This window comes from Burkholderia sp. Bp9143 (assembly GCF_003853645.1).
Lineage (GTDB): Bacteria > Pseudomonadota > Gammaproteobacteria > Burkholderiales > Burkholderiaceae > Burkholderia.
Genome location: NZ_QTPO01000044.1, coordinates 1 through 16,951, shown reverse-complemented (window position 1 = coordinate 16,951; position 16,951 = coordinate 1). Strand labels below are relative to the sequence as shown.

Here is a 16,951-nt window from a genome sequence, read left to right as displayed (position 1 = left end):
CCGCGCGCGGAGCGCGACGTTTACCTCGCGGGTGGCCCGCGCCGCCCGCGATTCGCCGACAGGCGACACACCGTAAAGAATCCGAAACAAACGGGGCCTCACCATGTCCACGATTTCCACGACCGGCGTCTCGACCACTTCCACCTCCACGAGCGCCAACTCCGCCCTTCAGCAAGCCGCACAGTCGATCATCAGCGGCTCGACCGGCAACTCGTCGATGGATGTCAACTCGCTGGTGACGGCACTCGTCAACGCAAAGACCGCCGGCCAGTCGGGAGCGCTGACCGCGAAGCAGACGTCGGACAAGACGCAGATTTCCGCGCTCGGCACGCTGAGTTCGGCACTGTCGGCACTGCAGGCCGGCCTCTCGTCGCTGTCGGACGGCACGATGCTGTCCAAGTTCAGCGCGACGGCCAGCGGCAGCGGCCTGACCGCGACCGCAGGCGCCGGCGCGGCCGCCGGCAGCTATTCGATCAACGTCGCGCAGATCGCGACCTCGCAATCGCTGACGTCGGGCGGCTTCAACGCCACCAAGGCGCTCGGCACCGGCACGCTGACGATCGGCCTCGGCAGCCAGTCGATGAACGTCACGATCGACGGCAGCAACAACACGCTGTCCGGCATCGCCGCAGCCATCAACTCCGCGAGCGGAAACCCGGGCGTCACGGCCGCCGTCATCACCGATTCAAGCGGCAACGCGCACCTGATGCTGAATTCGTCGTCGACGGGCGCCGCGAACGTGATCAACGTTTCGGTCGGCAACCTGCAGAACGACGCGGGCCTGTCGAGCCTCGGCGTGACCTCGACCGCCGGCACGGGCGCGGGCACCTCGACGATCACCTCGTCCGGCGCGATCGCATGGACGCAGAGCACCGCCGCGCAGAACGCGTCGTTCACCATCGGAGCCACCAACGGCATCCCGGTCACCAGCGCGACCAACTCGGTCACGACCGCGATCAGCGGCGTGACGCTCAACCTGACGTCGGCGGCGGTCGGTACGACGCAAACGCTGACGGTCGCGAAGGATACGTCGTCGCAAGCTACCGCGATCACGAATTTCGTCAACCTGTACAACACGCTGGTCACGACGATGACCACGCTCTCGTCGTTCGACAAGACGCAGTCCGCCAGCGCACAAGGCCCGCTGCTCGGCGACTCGACGCTCAACACGATCCGCAACACGCTCGGCTCGGTCGTCAGCAACGGCGTGCGGAGCGGCAACACGAGCACGAGCCTCGCGTCGATCGGCATCACGCTGCAGGCCGATGGCACGCTGCAGACGGACACGACGAAGCTGAACAGCGCGCTGCAGAACAACCCGACGACCATCACGACACTGTTCGCATCCGGCACGGGCGTCGCGGCGCAACTCAACACGGACATCACGTCTTACGTCAGCTCGACCGGCATCATCGCGACGCGCACCGCCGCGCTCAACAAGGACCTGACGAGCATCTCGACGCAGCAGACCGCGCTGTCGGCCTATGCCGCGCAGCTCACGAGCCAGTACCAGGCCCAGTTCACCGCGCTCAATACGCTGATGGCGACGATGAACAACAACCAGCAATATCTGACGCAACTGTTCGGCGGCTCAAACAGCCAGGGTGCGATGTCTGCCAACAAGGGCTGATAAAACGGGGAAACACTGCCATGGACCAAGCCACGCTGATCGAACGCCTGACATCGCTGACCCGCGCCATCGAACATGCCGCCTCGATGGCCGACTGGCCCGAGGCCGCGCGCCTCGCCGAGGCGCGCTCGCCGCTGTTTGCGATGCTGACGTCGACGCAGGACCCCGCAGTGCTGGATGCGATCCGCAAGATCCAGGCAGCAGACGCGGCAGTGTTCGCGAACGCGCAGATCACGCGGACCGAGTTGTCGGCGGAATACCAGGAAGCACTGGGCCGCGTCAGCTCGGTCAGCCAGTATCAGCAAGTCGCGCAGATCTGATGCCGGCGGCTTCTCTACAACGCCCCGGCCGAAAAAGACAACTAATACATACGCGCTGAAGTCATTGCGCGCTCGTTCGCCTCAAGCCCGCTTCGTGCGGGCTTTTTTATTGCCGGGTGCGCCACCATACCGGGCCGGGCGCCGCCCAGGGTCGCGCGCGAGGCACCCTCGGCCGCGTGGGCCGCTGCGCCGCACCGAACCTTCAAACAGCCGGGTGTTTCTGCTTCATCTCGCACCTTCGGCGAAACACGCCCCGCCGCATAATCGGCTTCAATCCCGCCACTCCGCGCATCGATTTCATGACGCTCACTCCGCCCCCGCCCGAGGTCATCCTCCTGCCCGAGGAGATCCAGTTCGAATCGGATCTGCAGACCGTTCTTCAAAGCGCGCTCGACGAACATCGGCGCGGTGCGTTCGACGAGGCGGAAGCGCTCTACAGGATCGTGCTCGATGCGCGCCCGCAGCACGCGGATGTCAACTACAACCTCGGCTTGATGGCCATCCAGCGCGGCAGGCACGAGGATGCGCTGCCCTATCTGGAAACGGCGCTGGGCGCGAATCCGAACGAGCTTCAGTACTGGGCCAGCTACATCGATGCGCTGCGGCGCGCCGGCCAGACCGATGCCGCCTGGCTGATGCTGGAGATGGCCCAGAAACGCGGGCTACACGGGCCGGCGGTCGATACGCTGATCTATCAGATGTCCCGGCCCGCGCAATCGACGCAGGACGCACCGAGCACGGGCGAGCCGGCGCCGCAGCCGGAATTCACGAAAGAAGCCGTTGCCGCGCGTCCGGATTTCGACCCGCGCAAGCGCGCGAAAGCGCCGAGCCAGAGGCAGGTCGACGAGCTGAACCGGATCTATGACAGCGGTCGAATCGACGATGCGCTCGTCCTCGCCCAGTCGTTCACCCAACGCTTCCCGGACGATCCGGTCGGATGGCGCGCCGTCGGCATCGCATTGCACGCGAAAGGCCGCTACGACGACGCCATTCCGCCGCTGCGCCGGGCGCTCGGCCTGTCCCGCGACGATAGCCTGGTCGCCACGACACTCGCCGACATCCTGCGCATGAAAGGTGCGCTGGACGAAGCGGAAAGGCTGTGCAGCCGCGCAATCGAACTCACGCCGGAATACGCGGATGCACACCGTATCCTCGGTATGACGCTGCTCGCGCGCGGCCGCGCCGCCGACGCCGAAACCCATTGCCGGCGCGCAGCGGAACTCGCGCCCCGGATCGGCGAAATGCACAACACGCTCGGGGTCGTGCTTTCCGACCAAGGCCGCACCCTGGATGCGGAAGCCTGCTTCCGGCACGCGCTCGACTGCCAGCCGAACAACGCGTGCGCCTTCCACAACCTGCTGTTCTCCCTGACCCACAATCCGGAGATCGATGGCAAGACACTGTTCGAGCAGCATCGCCGCTTCGGCGAGCAGTGGGGGACGCCGCTGCGCCCGCACTGGCCACGCCACGACAGCCCGCGCGACCCGCAGCGGCCGCTCAAGGTAGGCTTCGTTTCCGCGGACCTGTTCCATCACGCGGTCGCGACGCTGTTCGAGCCGGTGCTCGCCGAACTTGCGCGCGAGGAACGCCTGATTCTCCACGTCTACTACAACTTCACGATCGAAGACGCGACCACGCAGCGGATGCGCAGCCACGTCGCGCACTGGCATTCGGTATGGGGCATGACCGACGAAGCGCTGGCGGAAAAGATCCGCGCCGACGGCATCGACATCCTGATCGACCTGTCCGGCCATACCGCGCGCAACCGCCTGATGACCTTTGCGCGCAAGCCGGCGCCCGTGCAGGCGAGCTGGATCGGCTACCCGGGCACGACCGGGCTTGCCGCGATGGACTACTATCTTGCCGACCGCCACCTCGTGCCGCGCGGCGAGATCGAGGCCCAGTTCACCGAGAAGGTCGTCCATCTGCCGGCAATCGCGCCATTCCGGCTGACGGAATCCGCACCGCCCGTGAACCTGCTCCCGGCGTTCCGCAACGGTCACGTCACGTTTGGCAGCTTCAACCGCCTGAACAAAATGCACCCGGAGGTGATCGCGCTCTGGTCTGAACTCCTGAAGGCGGTGCCGAATGCGCGAATGCTGATCGCCGGCATGCCCGAGGACGGCAGCGACGGGGGCGTCGGCGCATGGTTCGCGGCCGAAGGCATCGCCCCCGACAGGCTCGACTTCCGCCCGCGCGCACCGCTCGCGGCCTATCTGCAGCAGCATCATCACGTCGACATCTGTCTCGATACGTTCCCGTACGCGGGCGGCACCACGACGCTGCACGCCATGTGGATGGGCGTTCCGACGATCACGCTGCCCGGCGCGACCGCTGCCAGCCGCGGCGGCGTCATGGGGCAACCGCATGCGGGGCTCGACGCATTCGTCGCGCGCGACCGCGACGACTTCGTGCGCATTGGCGTCGACTGGTCGAACAACCTGCTCGCGCTTGCCGACGTGCGCAGCACGCTGCGTCAACGCAGCGCCGCATCGCCGATGTTCCGGCCAGAAATCGTCGCGGCGGGGCTGTCGGCCGCACTACGCACGATGTGGCGCCGCTGGTGTGCCGGCGCACCGCCCGCGCCGTTCGATGCGATGCCCACGAGCGACGAACACGACGCCAGCGTGGCGCCCGGCGTGGCACAACCCGCGTAACTGCCAAGTGATATCCAGGAGAAACGCATGAGCGCGCTTCCGCTTCGGGCCATCACCCCGCAGGCCGACGAACGCATCTACGTCACGCAACCGCACCTGCCGCCGCTCGAAGACTTCGTGCCGTACCTCGAAAAGATCTGGGAAAGCCGGACGCTGACCAACGGCGGCCCGTTCCATCAGCAATTCGAGCGTGCGCTGTGCGAGTATCTCGGCGTGCCGCACCTGTCGCTGTTCACGAACGGCACGCTCGCGCTCGTCACCGCGCTGCAGGCGCTGCGTATCAACGGCGAGGTGATCACGACGCCGTACTCGTTCGTCGCCACCGCGCATTCGCTGCTGTGGAACGGCATCAAACCCGTGTTCGTCGACGTCACACCCGGCACACTCAACCTTGATCCGGCGCGCATCGAGGCGGCGATCACGCCGCAGACCACCGCGATCATGCCCGTGCACTGCTACGGCAATCCGTGCGACGTCGACGCAATCCAGAAGATCGCCGACAACTACAACCTGCGCGTGATCTACGACGCCGCCCACGCGTTCGGCGTGCAGACCGGCACCGGCAGCGTGCTCGCTCACGGCGATCTGTCGGTACTGAGCTTCCATGCGACGAAGGTCTTCAATACGTTCGAAGGCGGCGCGATCATATGCCCCGACGCGAAAACGAAGCAGCGCATCGATCACCTGAAGAACTTCGGTTTCGTCGACGAGGTCACGGTCGTCGCGCCTGGCATCAACGGCAAGATGAGCGAGATCAACGCCGCGTTCGGCATGCTTCAGCTTCAGCACATCGACAGCGCACTCGCCCGCCGCCGGGAAATCGACGCGCTGTACCGCGCGCTGCTGCGCGACGTGCGCGGCATCCGCTGCGTGCCGCACGGCGGCCAGACCGTTGCGAACCACGCGTATTTCGCGATCCTCGTCGACGAAGACCATCCGCTCGATCGCGACGCGCTCTACCGCAAGCTGCGTGAATACGACATTTATGCGCGGCGGTATTTCCATCCGCTGATTTCTGAATTCCCGATGTATCGCGGGCTGCCGTCCGCGAATCGCGACAACTTGCCCGTCGCCAGCGACGCCTCGCGCAAGGTGCTGTGCCTGCCGATCTATCCGGCGCTCGCCGACGACCAGATCCATCGCATCGTCGAGCTGATCGCCAACTGACGCGACTCGCTCACATGTAACGCTCGCCCACGTCGCGGTCGCGGATCCGCCGCGCCGGATTGCCGTACGCGACGGTGTACGGCTCGACGTCGCGCAGCACGACCGCGCCTGCGCCGACCACGCTGTGCTCGCCAACCGAGATCCGGTGCCGCAGCATCGCCCCGAGGCCGATCGCCGCACCGCGTCCGATCCGGCAATTGCCGCCTGCGACGGCGCCGGGCGCAACGCTCGAGAAATCGTCCATCACGCCGTCGTGATCGAGCGACGCATGCGTGTTGACGATGCACCCTTCGCCGATCATGCAGCATGGATTGATCACCGCACCGGCCATCACGACCGTGCCTGCACCGATCGTCGACGCCTTGCCTACGCGCGCAGCCGGGTGCACGGCCGACACGTACGGCACGCCGGGCGCGATGGCCGCAAGGCCGGCCGTCACCTTTTCGCGCGCGTAGTTGTCGCCGATGGCAACGAGCAGCCCCGCAATCCGGTGCGCGTCGATCAGGCGCGGCAGGTCGTGTTCCGTGCCCAGCACTGCATAGCCGAGCGTCTGCTCGCCGCAGGGCCGGAACGAATCGATCAGTCCGGCGATCCGGTATCGGCCTGCCTGCTCGACGATGTCGATCACGACTTTTGCGTGGCCGGACGAGCCGACGATGACGATGTTTTCCACAAGAACCTCGACGATACGAAAAGACTGCACGGCAGCCCGCGAAATGCGTCGCTAATGCCGCCTGCGTCCGCTCCCTCCTCCATTATCCGGTTGTCGTGGCGCCCTCGCCGGGGCGGCGGGCGGTGTGCCGTCAGGAGCAGACATCGCGATGGAAGGCCGACAGAGCCACGGTTCGTCACGGAGGAGCGGCACGGGCGAGTCCAGGCGAAACGAAGCGCGGTTTCGGCGCGAGCGGCCTCCGATGACAGAGTAACGAAGCGCGTGCGACAGCGATGCGCCGATCTGAGCCCGTTACGCGCGGCTGTTCGGGCAATGAAACGCGCCGCGCTGCCGATGGCAGCCCGTGGCGGGCGATGCCGGGCCCGTCAGCTGTTCGATGAGCATCCGCCGCAACTGCTCGAGTTGCACGAGCTGGAGCTGCACGAACTCGACGACGAGCAATTCGCTCCGTAGTCGCTCGAACTGTACGTGGGACCGGTAGACCCACCGCCGCGCACCGCCGTCGGCGGCATCGGCGGCGGCTCCACGAGGACGATCGAATATGCGGCCCACGCGGCGCCTGCCAGTACACCGGCACCCGACAGCGCGGCCGCCGATAACAGCGCGTCCGCCGATTCGGGTGCGTCGCGATGTGCGCTTCCGTGCGCGTCGAGCGCCACTCGTGCCCCCACCGTCAGCCCACCCTGCCCGAATCCGGTCAACCGCCCTGCGACGATTCGGTAGGCAATTGCAAACGCCGCCATGCTGATCACGAGCAGCGGCACGGCCCGCCCGCGGCTCAGTCCGACGGCGAGCTTCGCCGCACCCGTGCCGAGCACGATCAGCGCGATCGCGCGCGCAACCAGCCGCGCCCGCATCTCGCCCGGGGCCCAAAACCAGTCGCGGTCACGCAACGCGTTCGCGTATTCGGATACACGGCAGTCAACCAGCTGACGGAATGCACCGAAGCTGGCTTCGCCGCCCGGCTGCGCGGCCAGCCATTCGCATTCGTCCGCGTACGCGCCAGCGCGGGTCGCGTCGATGCGGGCCTTGGGGCGCCACGTGGATCGCCTGCTGCAAGCAACTGCACCGGGGTGGCGCATTCAACTGCGCATCATTAAATCTTTCCCGATACATATTATTATCATGATTAAATTTTCCGTGCATCGGGATAGCACTGCCCCTAACAACTCCACCCGCGACGAAAAATCAAAATGAAACTTCTTGTAACGCACCCTATTCTTAAAGCTAACAAGGCCAATTGGAGGCCACCCCCTCAAAGACAATTCATCACCCACTTTTGTCGACACCTCATCAGGCAATACCCAACCCCCGTATGCGACCCGTTCAATTCAGGCGCGGTAGCGCGCAATGGTTATTTTTGAAATTCCAATAATCCAACAATACCTTCTGCCAACTTGTTGCGCCACTACCGCTCGGCACATCATCACAAATAGTTGCAGATATTATTATTACAAAACCAGACCAATTATTCGGATGATTGAAGCACGAGTTTTGGCTTAGAAAATTTAATGATAAAAGCCATATCGATGACGATTCACCGTCAAGGAGAGTCTATGGAAAAACCTTCTTATCAAATATGGAAGTGCTGAATCCAGGCTTGCTTAAGTGGTGTGGGCAAGCGTGACTTTGATGTTTCACTTTCTGTGTGCGAGGCTCATATGAAACGAATAACAATAGCGGCGGCTCTTGCCGTTGCTGCGGCTACGGCTTTGGCCGCGACAGCAGGGGCGCACTTCATGAGTGCGACCGAGAGTGTTGCCGACAGTGGGGCGCTTGTTGTCGCCTTCGATGAAGCCGGTCTCGGAAACCAGAACGTAAATTACACGCTGACCGCGCAGGCCACCGCCGTGTATGCATGCTTCAATGGCGGCGGCAACCATCCTGCGGCCAGCAACAAGGTGGGCCCATCGGCTCTCAGCGCATCTCTCAGTAACGTACAGCCCAAGAATGGTCGGGTCATAGCCAGCATCACAGTCGGGCCGCCGGCGAACACAACGCTCTCTTGCCCATCTGGGCAAACCCTCGCGCTGGCGTGCGTGAGTTACACCGACGTTACACTGATAGATACGACAAATCAGGTCGATGCCGATGGCGTGCTATCCGGAACGACCAGCCGGACATTTGTGAGCGGCAAGGGAATCAGTTGTAGTTGATGCAACCCGGTTCCGCAAAGCAAGTAGACTGAAATGAGCCACGCCCCTCGCGAGCATGGCGACAGAATACGATGCCCCTTCTTCTGCAACCCTGGCCGAAAAGTTCAGGTCAGGGTTTTCCGCCTTCAATCGGTTGTCCCTCCTGGCCCGGGCGTTATATTCCGGCGGTAGCTCGGTCGACTGCGAGTAGAAGAATAGTCCACCCGGACTGCGGCTTTGATGCCGTGGGCATCAATTTCGGGATGTTCCATTTCCCGCACCACGAACAAGCACTCGTGGCCGCGCTTCTCGTCCCACGGCACGACGGCACGACGGCAGGACGGCACGACGGCAGGATTACCTTTACGGTCTGTGCGAGCCGCGATAAGTCCGTCGCGTTGGACAAAACGGCACGCCATAACACACGGCGTTCGCTTGCGCTCGCCCGTGCTACATCAAGCGCAGCCGTTCCCCGTGGGATACCTTTTGCACGAAGTACAAATGCGAAAGGCCGCCCACATACCCTTCAGGAAGTTCGGGCGGGCACAATGTGACAAATTCCTTCGTGTTGCACGCGAGGTGCTTTCCGACCCGACGAATTCGTGTGCTCGTCAATTCCTTCGGTCAGTTGTCACCGACATTATCGTTTGCCCACAGACTTGCCGCCTGCGTGGAAACCGTGCGCAGCTAGCCTCAACAATCTCGCATTGGAAAGGTACGGGCGAGGGGGAAGTGCCCAATGACGTATCAGATTGGCGCGCCCGGCTGGGATCGAACCAGCAACCCCTGCCTTCGGAGGGCGATTTTTGGAGTCCGCCGAAATACGCAGATGAATATTGATATTCTATAAATCAATGGGTTAGTATGAGTATCTCCATCGGCGTCCATGGGAGTACACTGCAGAAGAAGTCCACAGAAAGTCCACGACATGGGAACCGATATGAGGGCAAAGATTTCGCGGGAATTGCTCCGGACCGTCAAGCCGAGGGAACACGCTTTCGACATCCAAGACACCGAATTGCGTGGATTCGCAGTGCGTGTTACGCCGGGCGGGACGATCAACTATTCCGTTCGGTACACTGGTCCAGACGGCAAACAAGCGCGCAAGTCACTCGACCGATCGTTCCCCGCTACCTCCGTCAGTGACGCACGTGAGGCCGCCCGCATGCTTCTTGGGAAAATTGCGAACGGCCACGACCCGGCCGCCACCTCCCGCCAAAAGCGGCGTGCGACGATGACGCTCGAGGAGTTCATTGAAGAGCGCTATCGCGATTGGCTGACGACTAACTCGCACACTGCCACCGCAACGGAAAAACGAATTCGCGCGGCATTTGGCGAAGAACTTGCCCGACCTCTCATCGAATTCAATGCGTGGATCATCGAAAAGTGGCGCTCTGCGCGCGTCAAAGCGGGCAAGGCGCCCGCTACCATTAACCGCGATCTTGCAGCACTCGGGAGTCTGTTCTCGCGGGCGCTCGAGTGGGATCTCATCGACGCCCATCCCATGGCAACGATCAAGCAGCTGCGAGAGCCCGATGGTCGTGTCCGATGGCTTTCCGACGACGAGGAGGATCGCCTACGGGCGGCACTCGACGCGCGCGAAGCCCGCGAGCGCGCTGCGCGGGCAGAGACCTCGAAGGTGCAGTGAGACGCACTGTCATACTCGCCGAAGGATTCCAGATTCCAGATTTCAAGCTTGACGCGGGATTCTCCTCCCTGAGAGAAGCATATGCCGCTATGCGAGCGCATCAGGATATCCATGACCTCGCTAGGTCGCTGCGCGATCACAGCGAGGTGCCAGCAACGTTCGACGGAGAAGCCCCTGAGTTGGCGTTTTCGACAAACGAAGCGCGGCTTAGAGTTGGCTCGTGGTACGAGGTCCAAGTAGGGCCCGAAGGCGAAACGGCACCGGCCAAGCTGCTCCAAGGAATTGTCTCGGAACCTGAACAATCAGCAACGTGCATTTTTCAGTTGCAGGACGGGCAGCAAGTGATTGTGAGAGTCCCCCTTTCTGCAGCAGAGTTGCAAGCCTACAGACGGCATCCCGCAACGTTCTTTGAACGTATTGAGCCCTCCGCGGGGCAAACGATCGAGACGCCGTTCAAGATGTTTACGTGGTTGCTTGAAGCGCATAAAAATGCAACGCGCGCGCAGTTGCTCGCGAATATGGCCGGGTCGCCCAACTTCGACGTCCTTGAGCGACTTACTGATCGCGATCTTCTAGAGGAATATGCCGAACGGATGACGTGGACTATTTGGGCACAGACTTCGAAGAACAAATCGGAGACACCAATAGCGACCCAAAACGCCAACGCCAGAAGCTGAAAATCCCTCCGTGGATGCACGGGTGCAAAGGCAAACAGATGTCCAAGACTCCGGCCGCTTAACCAACATCAAATGGCTTCGAATGACCGAAACGCATCGAGGTTGTAGCGTTCCGTTTACAGGCCGTATAACTCCAGTTCTTCGACCGTGAGGTGCGGATTTTCCCGCTTGAGACGCGCTTTCAGTTCGTCCAGATTTAGGCTCGTCCTGCGCCTGCCTCGTCGGCGGCGCGGCCGGGGCCGGTGCCGGTTTTTCGGTCGTGTTGCTGGTTGGGTTTGTCATCGCTTTCCCCTGATGCAAACCTGCCGTTCTCGTCGCGCGGCTGATTCAGATTGCACTGATCGCCCGAAGGGCGCAACTGTCCCGCTGGCTCTTTCTGTGACGCGCACCGCACGGTTTCCCTTTGGGTGTCCGCCAGGACCGGTGAGTGTCTCGCCTGCCTCACTGTCATCACGGCCTGATGGCTCGCGTTCATGATCGCGAGACACGGGGGGCAGGACCTTACTGTCCTGTCCGAAATCGAACATATACGGTCGCCCCGCCGCAGCCCGCCCGAAATTGCGCCTAGCTATATTCCGGACAATGCGCATAATGCGGTCACGGGATACGGACACCCGCACCACCGGAGACACCCCATGCGCACCTTCATCTACGCCCGCGTCAGCACCGCCGAGCAGACACCCGAAAACCAAGTCCACGAGATCCTCACGGCGGGCTTCACGGTCGAGAAGAAACGGATCGTCACCGAGCACATCAGCGGCAGCGTCGCCGCGCTCGAACGCCCCGGCTTCGCCAAGCTGCTCGACCGGCTCGAAGACGGCGACGTGCTGATCGTCACGAAACTCGACCGCCTCGGCCGCAACGCGATGGACGTGCGCGCGACAGTCGAACTGTTGAGCCACGCAGGCGTGCGGGTCCACTGCCTCGCGCTCGGCGGCGCCGACCTGACCAGCGCCGCAGGCAAGATGACGATGGCGGTGCTGACCGCTGTCGCCGAGTTCGAACGCGACCTGCTGATCGAACGCACGCAGGCTGGCATCGCCCGCGCGCGCGCAGAAGGCAAACACCCCGGACGCCGCAACGCCCTGCCCGCTGCCGAGCAAGCCGACGTGCTCAAGCAACTGGCCGCAGGCACGTCGGTCTCGCAAATCGCCCGCGACCGCAAGGTCGGCCGCGCGACGATCATGCGCATCCGCGAGCGCGCGCTCAGTGCCCAATCGTCACCCCCGCTCGCCGGTTGATCGTCACCTGCACGGACGGGGGCTTTTTCTCGTCCGTGTCCAGCCCCCACGCCTTCCGCTCGCCGTCCTGCACGATCTTCAACGACTCGGCCACCACCTTCACGTGCTTGGCCTGCTCCATGTCCTTCGATTTGATCGATGCGTACGCAAGGTTCCGCACCGCGACCCACTCCTTGCGGTGCGTGTTGAGCAGTTCCGCACGCCGCGCCACGGCGGTGTCGACCGCGACCTGACGCGCCGCTTCCTCCGACACACCCTCGGGAGTGTCCGGCACGACCGCCGTCGGCCGGATCGGCTGTGTTCTGAACCTGGTGGGTTCGGCGTCCGGCCCCGATTCGAGCACTGCCGGCGCGTGATCGGCGCTCTGTGCAGTCCTCTCCTTCTGTTCCTGTTCGAAGCGCGAGTCAGCTGCGGCCTGCGCTTGCGCGGCGATCGTCTCGGGCGTGGGGCGCCTGGCCCAGTCGTTACGCGCGGCCTGCATGCTGACGGCGGACTTCGAACAGCCGAGGATCTCGGCGATCTGGCTGAAGCTGACGCCGGGATCGCCTTCCCAGATCGCCCGCGACACACTCCATTGGAGCGTCGTCGGGCGAGCGCGCCCGGACCGCACGCTAAGCGCAGCTTTCGAGCGTCTCGGCAAGTCGAGGCACTGTCCCATTGTGGAGCCTCAAGATTTCACGGGCTGGTCTTCACATGGCTCACCGAACCGCACCGGCGGCACCGTCCATTGGGTGATAGCGTCCTGCAGATCACGGCTTGGATGCCAGACACCGAATAGCGAGGGGCGCCACCCGGAGAGTTCACAGCCCGTTCGATACCGCTCGGCCAAGCAAGCGAGCAGCTTTGCCTCAATACGCTTGAGCTGGTCGTCGAGTGCCTCGATAGTTCGCGCGAGCTCCGAGCGCGCCAGCTCCCGCTCGGCATCTTGGACCGCTTGCTCGGCATGCGCACAAGCATGCTGCGTTTCTTCGGTTCTGCTGCGTGCCTCACCGATCAGCGAGTCAAGGTCCATCAGGTCGGCTCGCGCAGCGCTCATGCGAGCGCCGGCCACAGCTTCGTCAATCCGGCCCGCACGCAAAGCATCGAGCGCCCCGGTATGCCGTGCCTGTGCTTCACCTCGCCGTTCCTCGAGCACAGCGAGTTCGTGCTGACACGCGGCTACCGCTTGGGACGCCTGCGTCGCTTTGTGACGAGCGTTGGCCAACTTATGTGACGAGACACCTCGAGCATCGAGGGTTTCCGCAACGACGTCGAACTGTGAGAAAAACAGCTGTCGGCGTTCGTCGGCGGCTTGGACGAGTGCCTCGGCATCGGCCTTGATCTGCGCAAGTACTGAGCCAGCGGCATCGTGAATGGCGCGAGCGGTGGTGGATGCGACGTCAGTCGCCTCGGCCTCAAGCTGTTGCACCGTGTTTCGTACTTCACGCGTATCTTCGCCAGCGATGAGCGCGGCATTCAGCGCCTGGCGGGCGGCTTCGAGCGCTGTGCTCATCTGCCGCGCGTCCGCGAATACAAAGTCACCATGTCGGCAACGAGCCGATCGAAGGCGTCGGCAGAGCGACAGCCTTCGACACGCATTTCGCTCGTATTGGCGAGCGCTTTTCGCAGTTCAGTGCCAGACCCAAAGACCCGCGCAAGCACTGCGGCATCCGGCATCGCTCCGATGCTTAAGGCAGCCTCCAGACGGGCCGCTTCGGCACCACTGATTCGGCCGGCTGACAATGCGAAGCGGGCTTTGGCTAGTACTGCGCCCCGCGCTGCTAATCGATCGGTCATATGTCAATCTCAGTGTGTGTCACCAATGAACAGGGGCAATCGGGCGACACTCAGGCGCGGCCGGCGGATCGGCGTCGGCCCAATACCGAACGAGCGAGCATCCCGGCCAGCGTCTCTGTACCGCCCGCGCAGCTTCTGACGGTCCACTACAAAGTCCCAGATCAACTTGATGCATGCGGCCTTTCAGGCTGACCTCAGCGTGTCCGAAGCGTAACAATTCGCGCCATTTTTGAGGCTGGCCTCCCTTGGCGTTGCGTCCCCGTCGGATCTCGGCTTCCCGATTGAAACAGCTAATGCAGATCGTGTGCGAGCGCACCAATCGGATCATCAGCCGGCCGCATCGAACGCAGACTCCGGCTCGTGACGCAAGGCGTGCGGCAGCACCTGTTTGCTGTTTCGATGCTGACACTTCTCTCGAGGTGAGCATACTCGCGTGCTGTCGGCCGAGTTCACAACCTTGGCATGCAAAAGCAGCGCCACAAATGTAATTTCTCCCGCATGCAGCTTGGGAGAGACGTGCGCGCAGGCGCTCACAGACGAAGCTTGCGCTATCCGAGGGTTCCGGAGGCTGGACCATGCGTCCAATGCTGGAATCACGACTAAGCGACGCAAACTGTGTACGCCACGTCAACGAAATTTTTTCTCGCAAGTTTCGAGCACTGGCTCCGCAAATGCGAGCACTAGCGCGCATGGAGCTGAATCCGGAGCGGTCCGCCACGCCAGCCTCCCAGCCGATTCCTATTCAAGCCGTCCGTGATGTCTTTCCACCGAGAGCTGTAAACATTTGGCACCTAGTGGCCGTTCCCGCGCCGAAGAACGCGTCAAGAGCGGGAATCCCAGCAAATGCAAGTGGAATCCCCCGCTTTCGCCGCCAAACGGCATCTGGGAAGCGAGATCCGGATGGCGCAAAGAAATAGCCTTCGTCTACGTCGCGCCGTAGCAGCCGACAAGCCGCTGGTTATAGGACTGTCCGCGTGCACGCGCTCCCACTTACTCGTCGAACCCCCTAGGATGCTGAGGTCTATTGCGCGGTGCCGGCACGTAACCAGGCGCGAGATCGGCAAATTTGGCGAGCTCTCCAATGAAAGCAAGGCGTGTCATACCCGTCTCGCCATTGCGCTGTTTCGCGACGATGATTTCCGCTGTGCCTCGATACGGACTATCTGAATCATAGGCTTCGTCCCGGTACAGTAATAGGATCACATCGGCGTCCTGCTCGATCTCGCCTGAGTCCCGCAGGTCGGCCATTGAGGGGCGCTTGTTCGGGCGCGTCTCTACGCCACGGTTCAGTTGTGATAGTGCGATGACGGGCACACTGAGACGCTTCGCCAAACTCTTGAGCCCCCGGGTGAACGAGCCGATCTGCTGAGTACGACTTTCGCCGGAGCCGCCGCTCATCAAGCCGATGTAATCCACAATGATCAGACTGAGTCCGTGCCGGCGCTTTACAGCAAGGCTTCGGCTGGTGATTTCAGTCAACGAGAGGCCAGCGCTTTCATCTATCAGCATCGGTAGATTTGCCAAGTCATGGGCTGCCCGCGCCAGACCAGCGAAGTCCGCTTCCGTCATATCCGCACCGTTCCTAATGTGCGGCATAGGGATTCCGCCATCGCGTGCAAGGCTACGCTGGGTCAACTGACAGCCCGGCATCTCCATCGAAAACATCAGGACCGTCCCAACATGGCGGGCAACGTAAGCGCCGACGCCGATCACTAGCGCCGTCTTGCCCATCCCGGGACGACCTGCGATCACAATTAATTCGCCGGCGCTCATCCCGCCATTGAGTCTCTCGTCGACACTGTGCAAGCCCGTTGCGATTACCTTCGACGGCTCTCCGCGTGCTTGAGAATCGATTTCCTCTACGACGGGAAGCAAATACTCGCTTATGAACCTCGGGCCGTCGGAGCGCGATTCGGCAAGCGATTCAAACTTCGCCTGGGCCTCGGCAATAATGTCGGGGGCCACGCGGCCGCGTCTTTCGAACACGAGCGCGCGTACCTCATCGATCGCGGCAAGGATCCCACGCAACTTCCAGCGCTCGACGACGATCTCGGCATAGCGCCTGACATTCGCGCTGCCCGGAGTATTTTGCGCCAGCGTGTTGAGGTACGGCAGCCCCCCAGTCGACTCGATTCTACCGACAGCCCGTAGTTCTTCCGCAACGGTCAATATATCTGCGGAGCGATTGCCCACGATCAGCTTCGAAATAACCTCGAAGATGGTGCGATGCTCGGCGCGATAGAAGTGTTTCGCTTGCAGCTCTTGGAGATCGTCAATTGCTGCGTTGTCGAGCAGCAGTGCGCCGAGCACTGACTGTTCCATTTCGATGCTGTGGGGTACCTCGCGCATCGGGTCTTCGAGATACGGGTCTATTGCGCTCATACGCTTTCCCGGTGGTACTTGTTTTCAAGACAATGCGTGAAACCCGACGGCTTCATAAGGAAATCAATATCGGCAAAGAAGGGCGGCCGTCCCGCCTGTGCTGGAACCTGACCGGTCAAAAATGGTGAGTGGGCGCAGGTCTGGAAGAACACCCGCCATTTCGCAAGACCGTCCGTCTGGGTCTCATAGCCGCCTTCAAACGGCTTACAGGATAGCCGTGACGCTTGCCTCCAACGTGCTTTGATGGCGCGAGCGCGGGCATCATTCATGACCCTTACGCGCGGGTTGTTCGGCATGGCCTCGTGGTAGGCGTCAACGATCGCTTGTACCGGGCATGCCGGTGGATGACGCGACGACGGCGCGTCATCCATCTGGTGGTTGCTTTTACTGACGGTTATTGATGGTTCGGCTTGCGTGGGTGCAAGGGGGCTCGTGCGCCGGTGCAAGGGGCCTTGTGCATCCATGCAACCCCTCGCGTCAGCGTGACCCCTCGCATTAGCGTCCCCCCTCACGTCCGTGCAACCCGTTGCATCAGCGCCATGGGTCAACCTATCGAGACGAAGCCAATTGGGGGGCGACAATTATGTTGGCCGGTCGTTGACGTTTGTTTTGGCCGGTGGTGAGGAGTCGGAGGCGGCGTAGCCG

The 16,951-nt window shown here is 62.6% G+C and carries 14 protein-coding genes, 1 tRNA gene and 1 pseudogene; 9 read left to right on the top strand and 7 right to left on the bottom strand.

The features are described 5' to 3' along the window. Positions 1-112: 112 nt before the first annotated feature. From fliD to vioA, 4 genes are all read left to right on the top strand, one after another. A complete protein-coding gene (gene fliD, locus DIE23_RS28295) occupies positions 113-1,630 on the top strand; it encodes a flagellar filament capping protein FliD (RefSeq protein ID WP_409364259.1) in 1,518 nt (505 codons plus the stop codon). Positions 1,631-1,650: 20 nt separating this feature from the next. Beyond that, entirely contained in the window at positions 1,651-1,950 is a 300-nt protein-coding gene (fliT, locus tag DIE23_RS28290) for a flagellar protein FliT (protein ID WP_124615128.1), read from the top strand. 299 nt (positions 1,951-2,249) lie between these two features. Next, positions 2,250-4,607 carry a tetratricopeptide repeat protein gene (locus DIE23_RS28285; protein WP_124615127.1) on the top strand — a complete coding sequence of 786 codons (2,358 nt, stop codon included), beginning with the start codon at positions 2,250-2,252 and terminating at the stop codon, positions 4,605-4,607. Between the two features lie 27 nt (positions 4,608-4,634). Further along, complete coding sequence (gene vioA, locus DIE23_RS28280) at positions 4,635-5,774, top strand: dTDP-4-amino-4,6-dideoxy-D-glucose aminotransferase VioA (protein ID WP_124615126.1); 1,140 nt, start codon at positions 4,635-4,637, stop codon at positions 5,772-5,774. Between the two features lie 10 nt (positions 5,775-5,784). On the opposite strand, the gene DIE23_RS28275 is transcribed toward vioA, so the two are convergent. Together DIE23_RS28275 and DIE23_RS28270 are read right to left on the bottom strand one after the other, a co-directional pair. Then, positions 5,785-6,447: an acetyltransferase gene (locus tag DIE23_RS28275; RefSeq protein WP_124615125.1), complete on the bottom strand. Its 663-nt coding sequence runs from the start codon at positions 6,445-6,447 to the stop codon at positions 5,785-5,787. Between the two features lie 365 nt (positions 6,448-6,812). Next, positions 6,813-7,469 (bottom strand): annotated as a pseudogene (locus DIE23_RS28270) (TIGR04222 domain-containing membrane protein); the annotation flags it as partial. A 19-nt stretch (positions 7,470-7,488) separates the two neighbouring features. Here DIE23_RS28270 and DIE23_RS39720 point away from each other — a divergent pair. Continuing rightward, positions 7,489-7,644 (top strand): hypothetical protein, encoded by a 156-nt coding sequence (locus DIE23_RS39720; RefSeq protein ID WP_185646552.1) that lies wholly within the window; start codon positions 7,489-7,491, stop codon positions 7,642-7,644. A 542-nt stretch (positions 7,645-8,186) separates the two neighbouring features. Beyond that, entirely contained in the window at positions 8,187-8,603 is a 417-nt protein-coding gene (locus DIE23_RS28265; RefSeq protein ID WP_124615123.1) for a hypothetical protein, read from the top strand. Between the two features lie 732 nt (positions 8,604-9,335). On the opposite strand, the gene DIE23_RS39715 is transcribed toward DIE23_RS28265, so the two are convergent. After that, positions 9,336-9,409, bottom strand: a tRNA-Arg gene (locus tag DIE23_RS39715). Positions 9,410-9,510: 101 nt separating this feature from the next. Here DIE23_RS39715 and DIE23_RS28260 point away from each other — a divergent pair. The 3 genes from DIE23_RS28260 to DIE23_RS28250 all read left to right on the top strand — a co-directional run bounded on the left by DIE23_RS28260 (position 9,511) and on the right by DIE23_RS28250 (position 12,148). Next, the gene (locus DIE23_RS28260; RefSeq protein ID WP_185646550.1) at positions 9,511-10,230 is read left to right on the top strand and encodes an integrase arm-type DNA-binding domain-containing protein; all 720 of its coding nucleotides are present in this window, start codon (positions 9,511-9,513) and stop codon (positions 10,228-10,230) included. Continuing rightward, complete coding sequence (locus DIE23_RS40400; protein ID WP_260436180.1) at positions 10,227-10,907, top strand: hypothetical protein; 681 nt, start codon at positions 10,227-10,229, stop codon at positions 10,905-10,907. Before DIE23_RS28260 ends, DIE23_RS40400 begins: the two co-directional genes overlap by 4 nt. Positions 10,908-11,542: 635 nt before the next feature. After that, positions 11,543-12,148 (top strand): recombinase family protein, encoded by a 606-nt coding sequence (locus DIE23_RS28250; RefSeq protein ID WP_124615121.1) that lies wholly within the window; start codon positions 11,543-11,545, stop codon positions 12,146-12,148. Here DIE23_RS28250 and DIE23_RS28245 read toward each other — a convergent pair. From DIE23_RS28245 to DIE23_RS28230, 4 genes are all read right to left on the bottom strand, one after another. After that, positions 12,114-12,716, bottom strand: coding sequence for a hypothetical protein (locus DIE23_RS28245; protein ID WP_124615120.1), 603 nt, complete (start codon positions 12,714-12,716; stop codon positions 12,114-12,116). The two genes, DIE23_RS28250 and DIE23_RS28245, sit on opposite strands and share 35 nt — an antisense overlap. A 99-nt stretch (positions 12,717-12,815) precedes the next feature. Beyond that, a complete protein-coding gene (locus DIE23_RS28240; RefSeq protein WP_124615119.1) occupies positions 12,816-13,640 on the bottom strand; it encodes a hypothetical protein in 825 nt (274 codons plus the stop codon). A 1,274-nt stretch (positions 13,641-14,914) separates the two neighbouring features. Beyond that, positions 14,915-16,306 carry a replicative DNA helicase gene (gene dnaB, locus DIE23_RS28235; protein WP_124615118.1) on the bottom strand — a complete coding sequence of 464 codons (1,392 nt, stop codon included), beginning with the start codon at positions 16,304-16,306 and terminating at the stop codon, positions 14,915-14,917. After that, positions 16,303-16,770 (bottom strand): hypothetical protein, encoded by a 468-nt coding sequence (locus DIE23_RS28230; RefSeq protein WP_124615117.1) that lies wholly within the window; start codon positions 16,768-16,770, stop codon positions 16,303-16,305. The genes dnaB and DIE23_RS28230 overlap by 4 nt, the downstream gene beginning before the upstream one ends. Positions 16,771-16,951 lie beyond the last annotated feature (181 nt).

Excerpts from the sequence above, each read along its gene's own strand:
- fliT (WP_124615128.1), top strand. The coding sequence starts at position 1,651 with ATGGACCAAGCCACGCTGATCGAACGCCTGACATCGCTGACCCGCGCC.
- DIE23_RS28285 (WP_124615127.1), top strand. The coding sequence starts at position 2,250 with ATGACGCTCACTCCGCCCCCGCCCGAGGTCATCCTCCTGCCCGAGGAG.
- vioA (WP_124615126.1), top strand. The coding sequence starts at position 4,635 with ATGAGCGCGCTTCCGCTTCGGGCCATCACCCCGCAGGCCGACGAACGC.
- DIE23_RS28265 (WP_124615123.1), top strand. The coding sequence starts at position 8,187 with ATGAGTGCGACCGAGAGTGTTGCCGACAGTGGGGCGCTTGTTGTCGCC.
- DIE23_RS28260 (WP_185646550.1), top strand. The coding sequence starts at position 9,511 with ATGGGAACCGATATGAGGGCAAAGATTTCGCGGGAATTGCTCCGGACC.
- DIE23_RS28250 (WP_124615121.1), top strand. The coding sequence starts at position 11,543 with ATGCGCACCTTCATCTACGCCCGCGTCAGCACCGCCGAGCAGACACCC.
- DIE23_RS28240 (WP_124615119.1), bottom strand. The coding sequence starts at position 13,640 with ATGAGCACAGCGCTCGAAGCCGCCCGCCAGGCGCTGAATGCCGCGCTC.
- dnaB (WP_124615118.1), bottom strand. The coding sequence starts at position 16,306 with ATGAGCGCAATAGACCCGTATCTCGAAGACCCGATGCGCGAGGTACCC.
- DIE23_RS28230 (WP_124615117.1), bottom strand. The coding sequence starts at position 16,770 with ATGGATGCACAAGGCCCCTTGCACCGGCGCACGAGCCCCCTTGCACCC.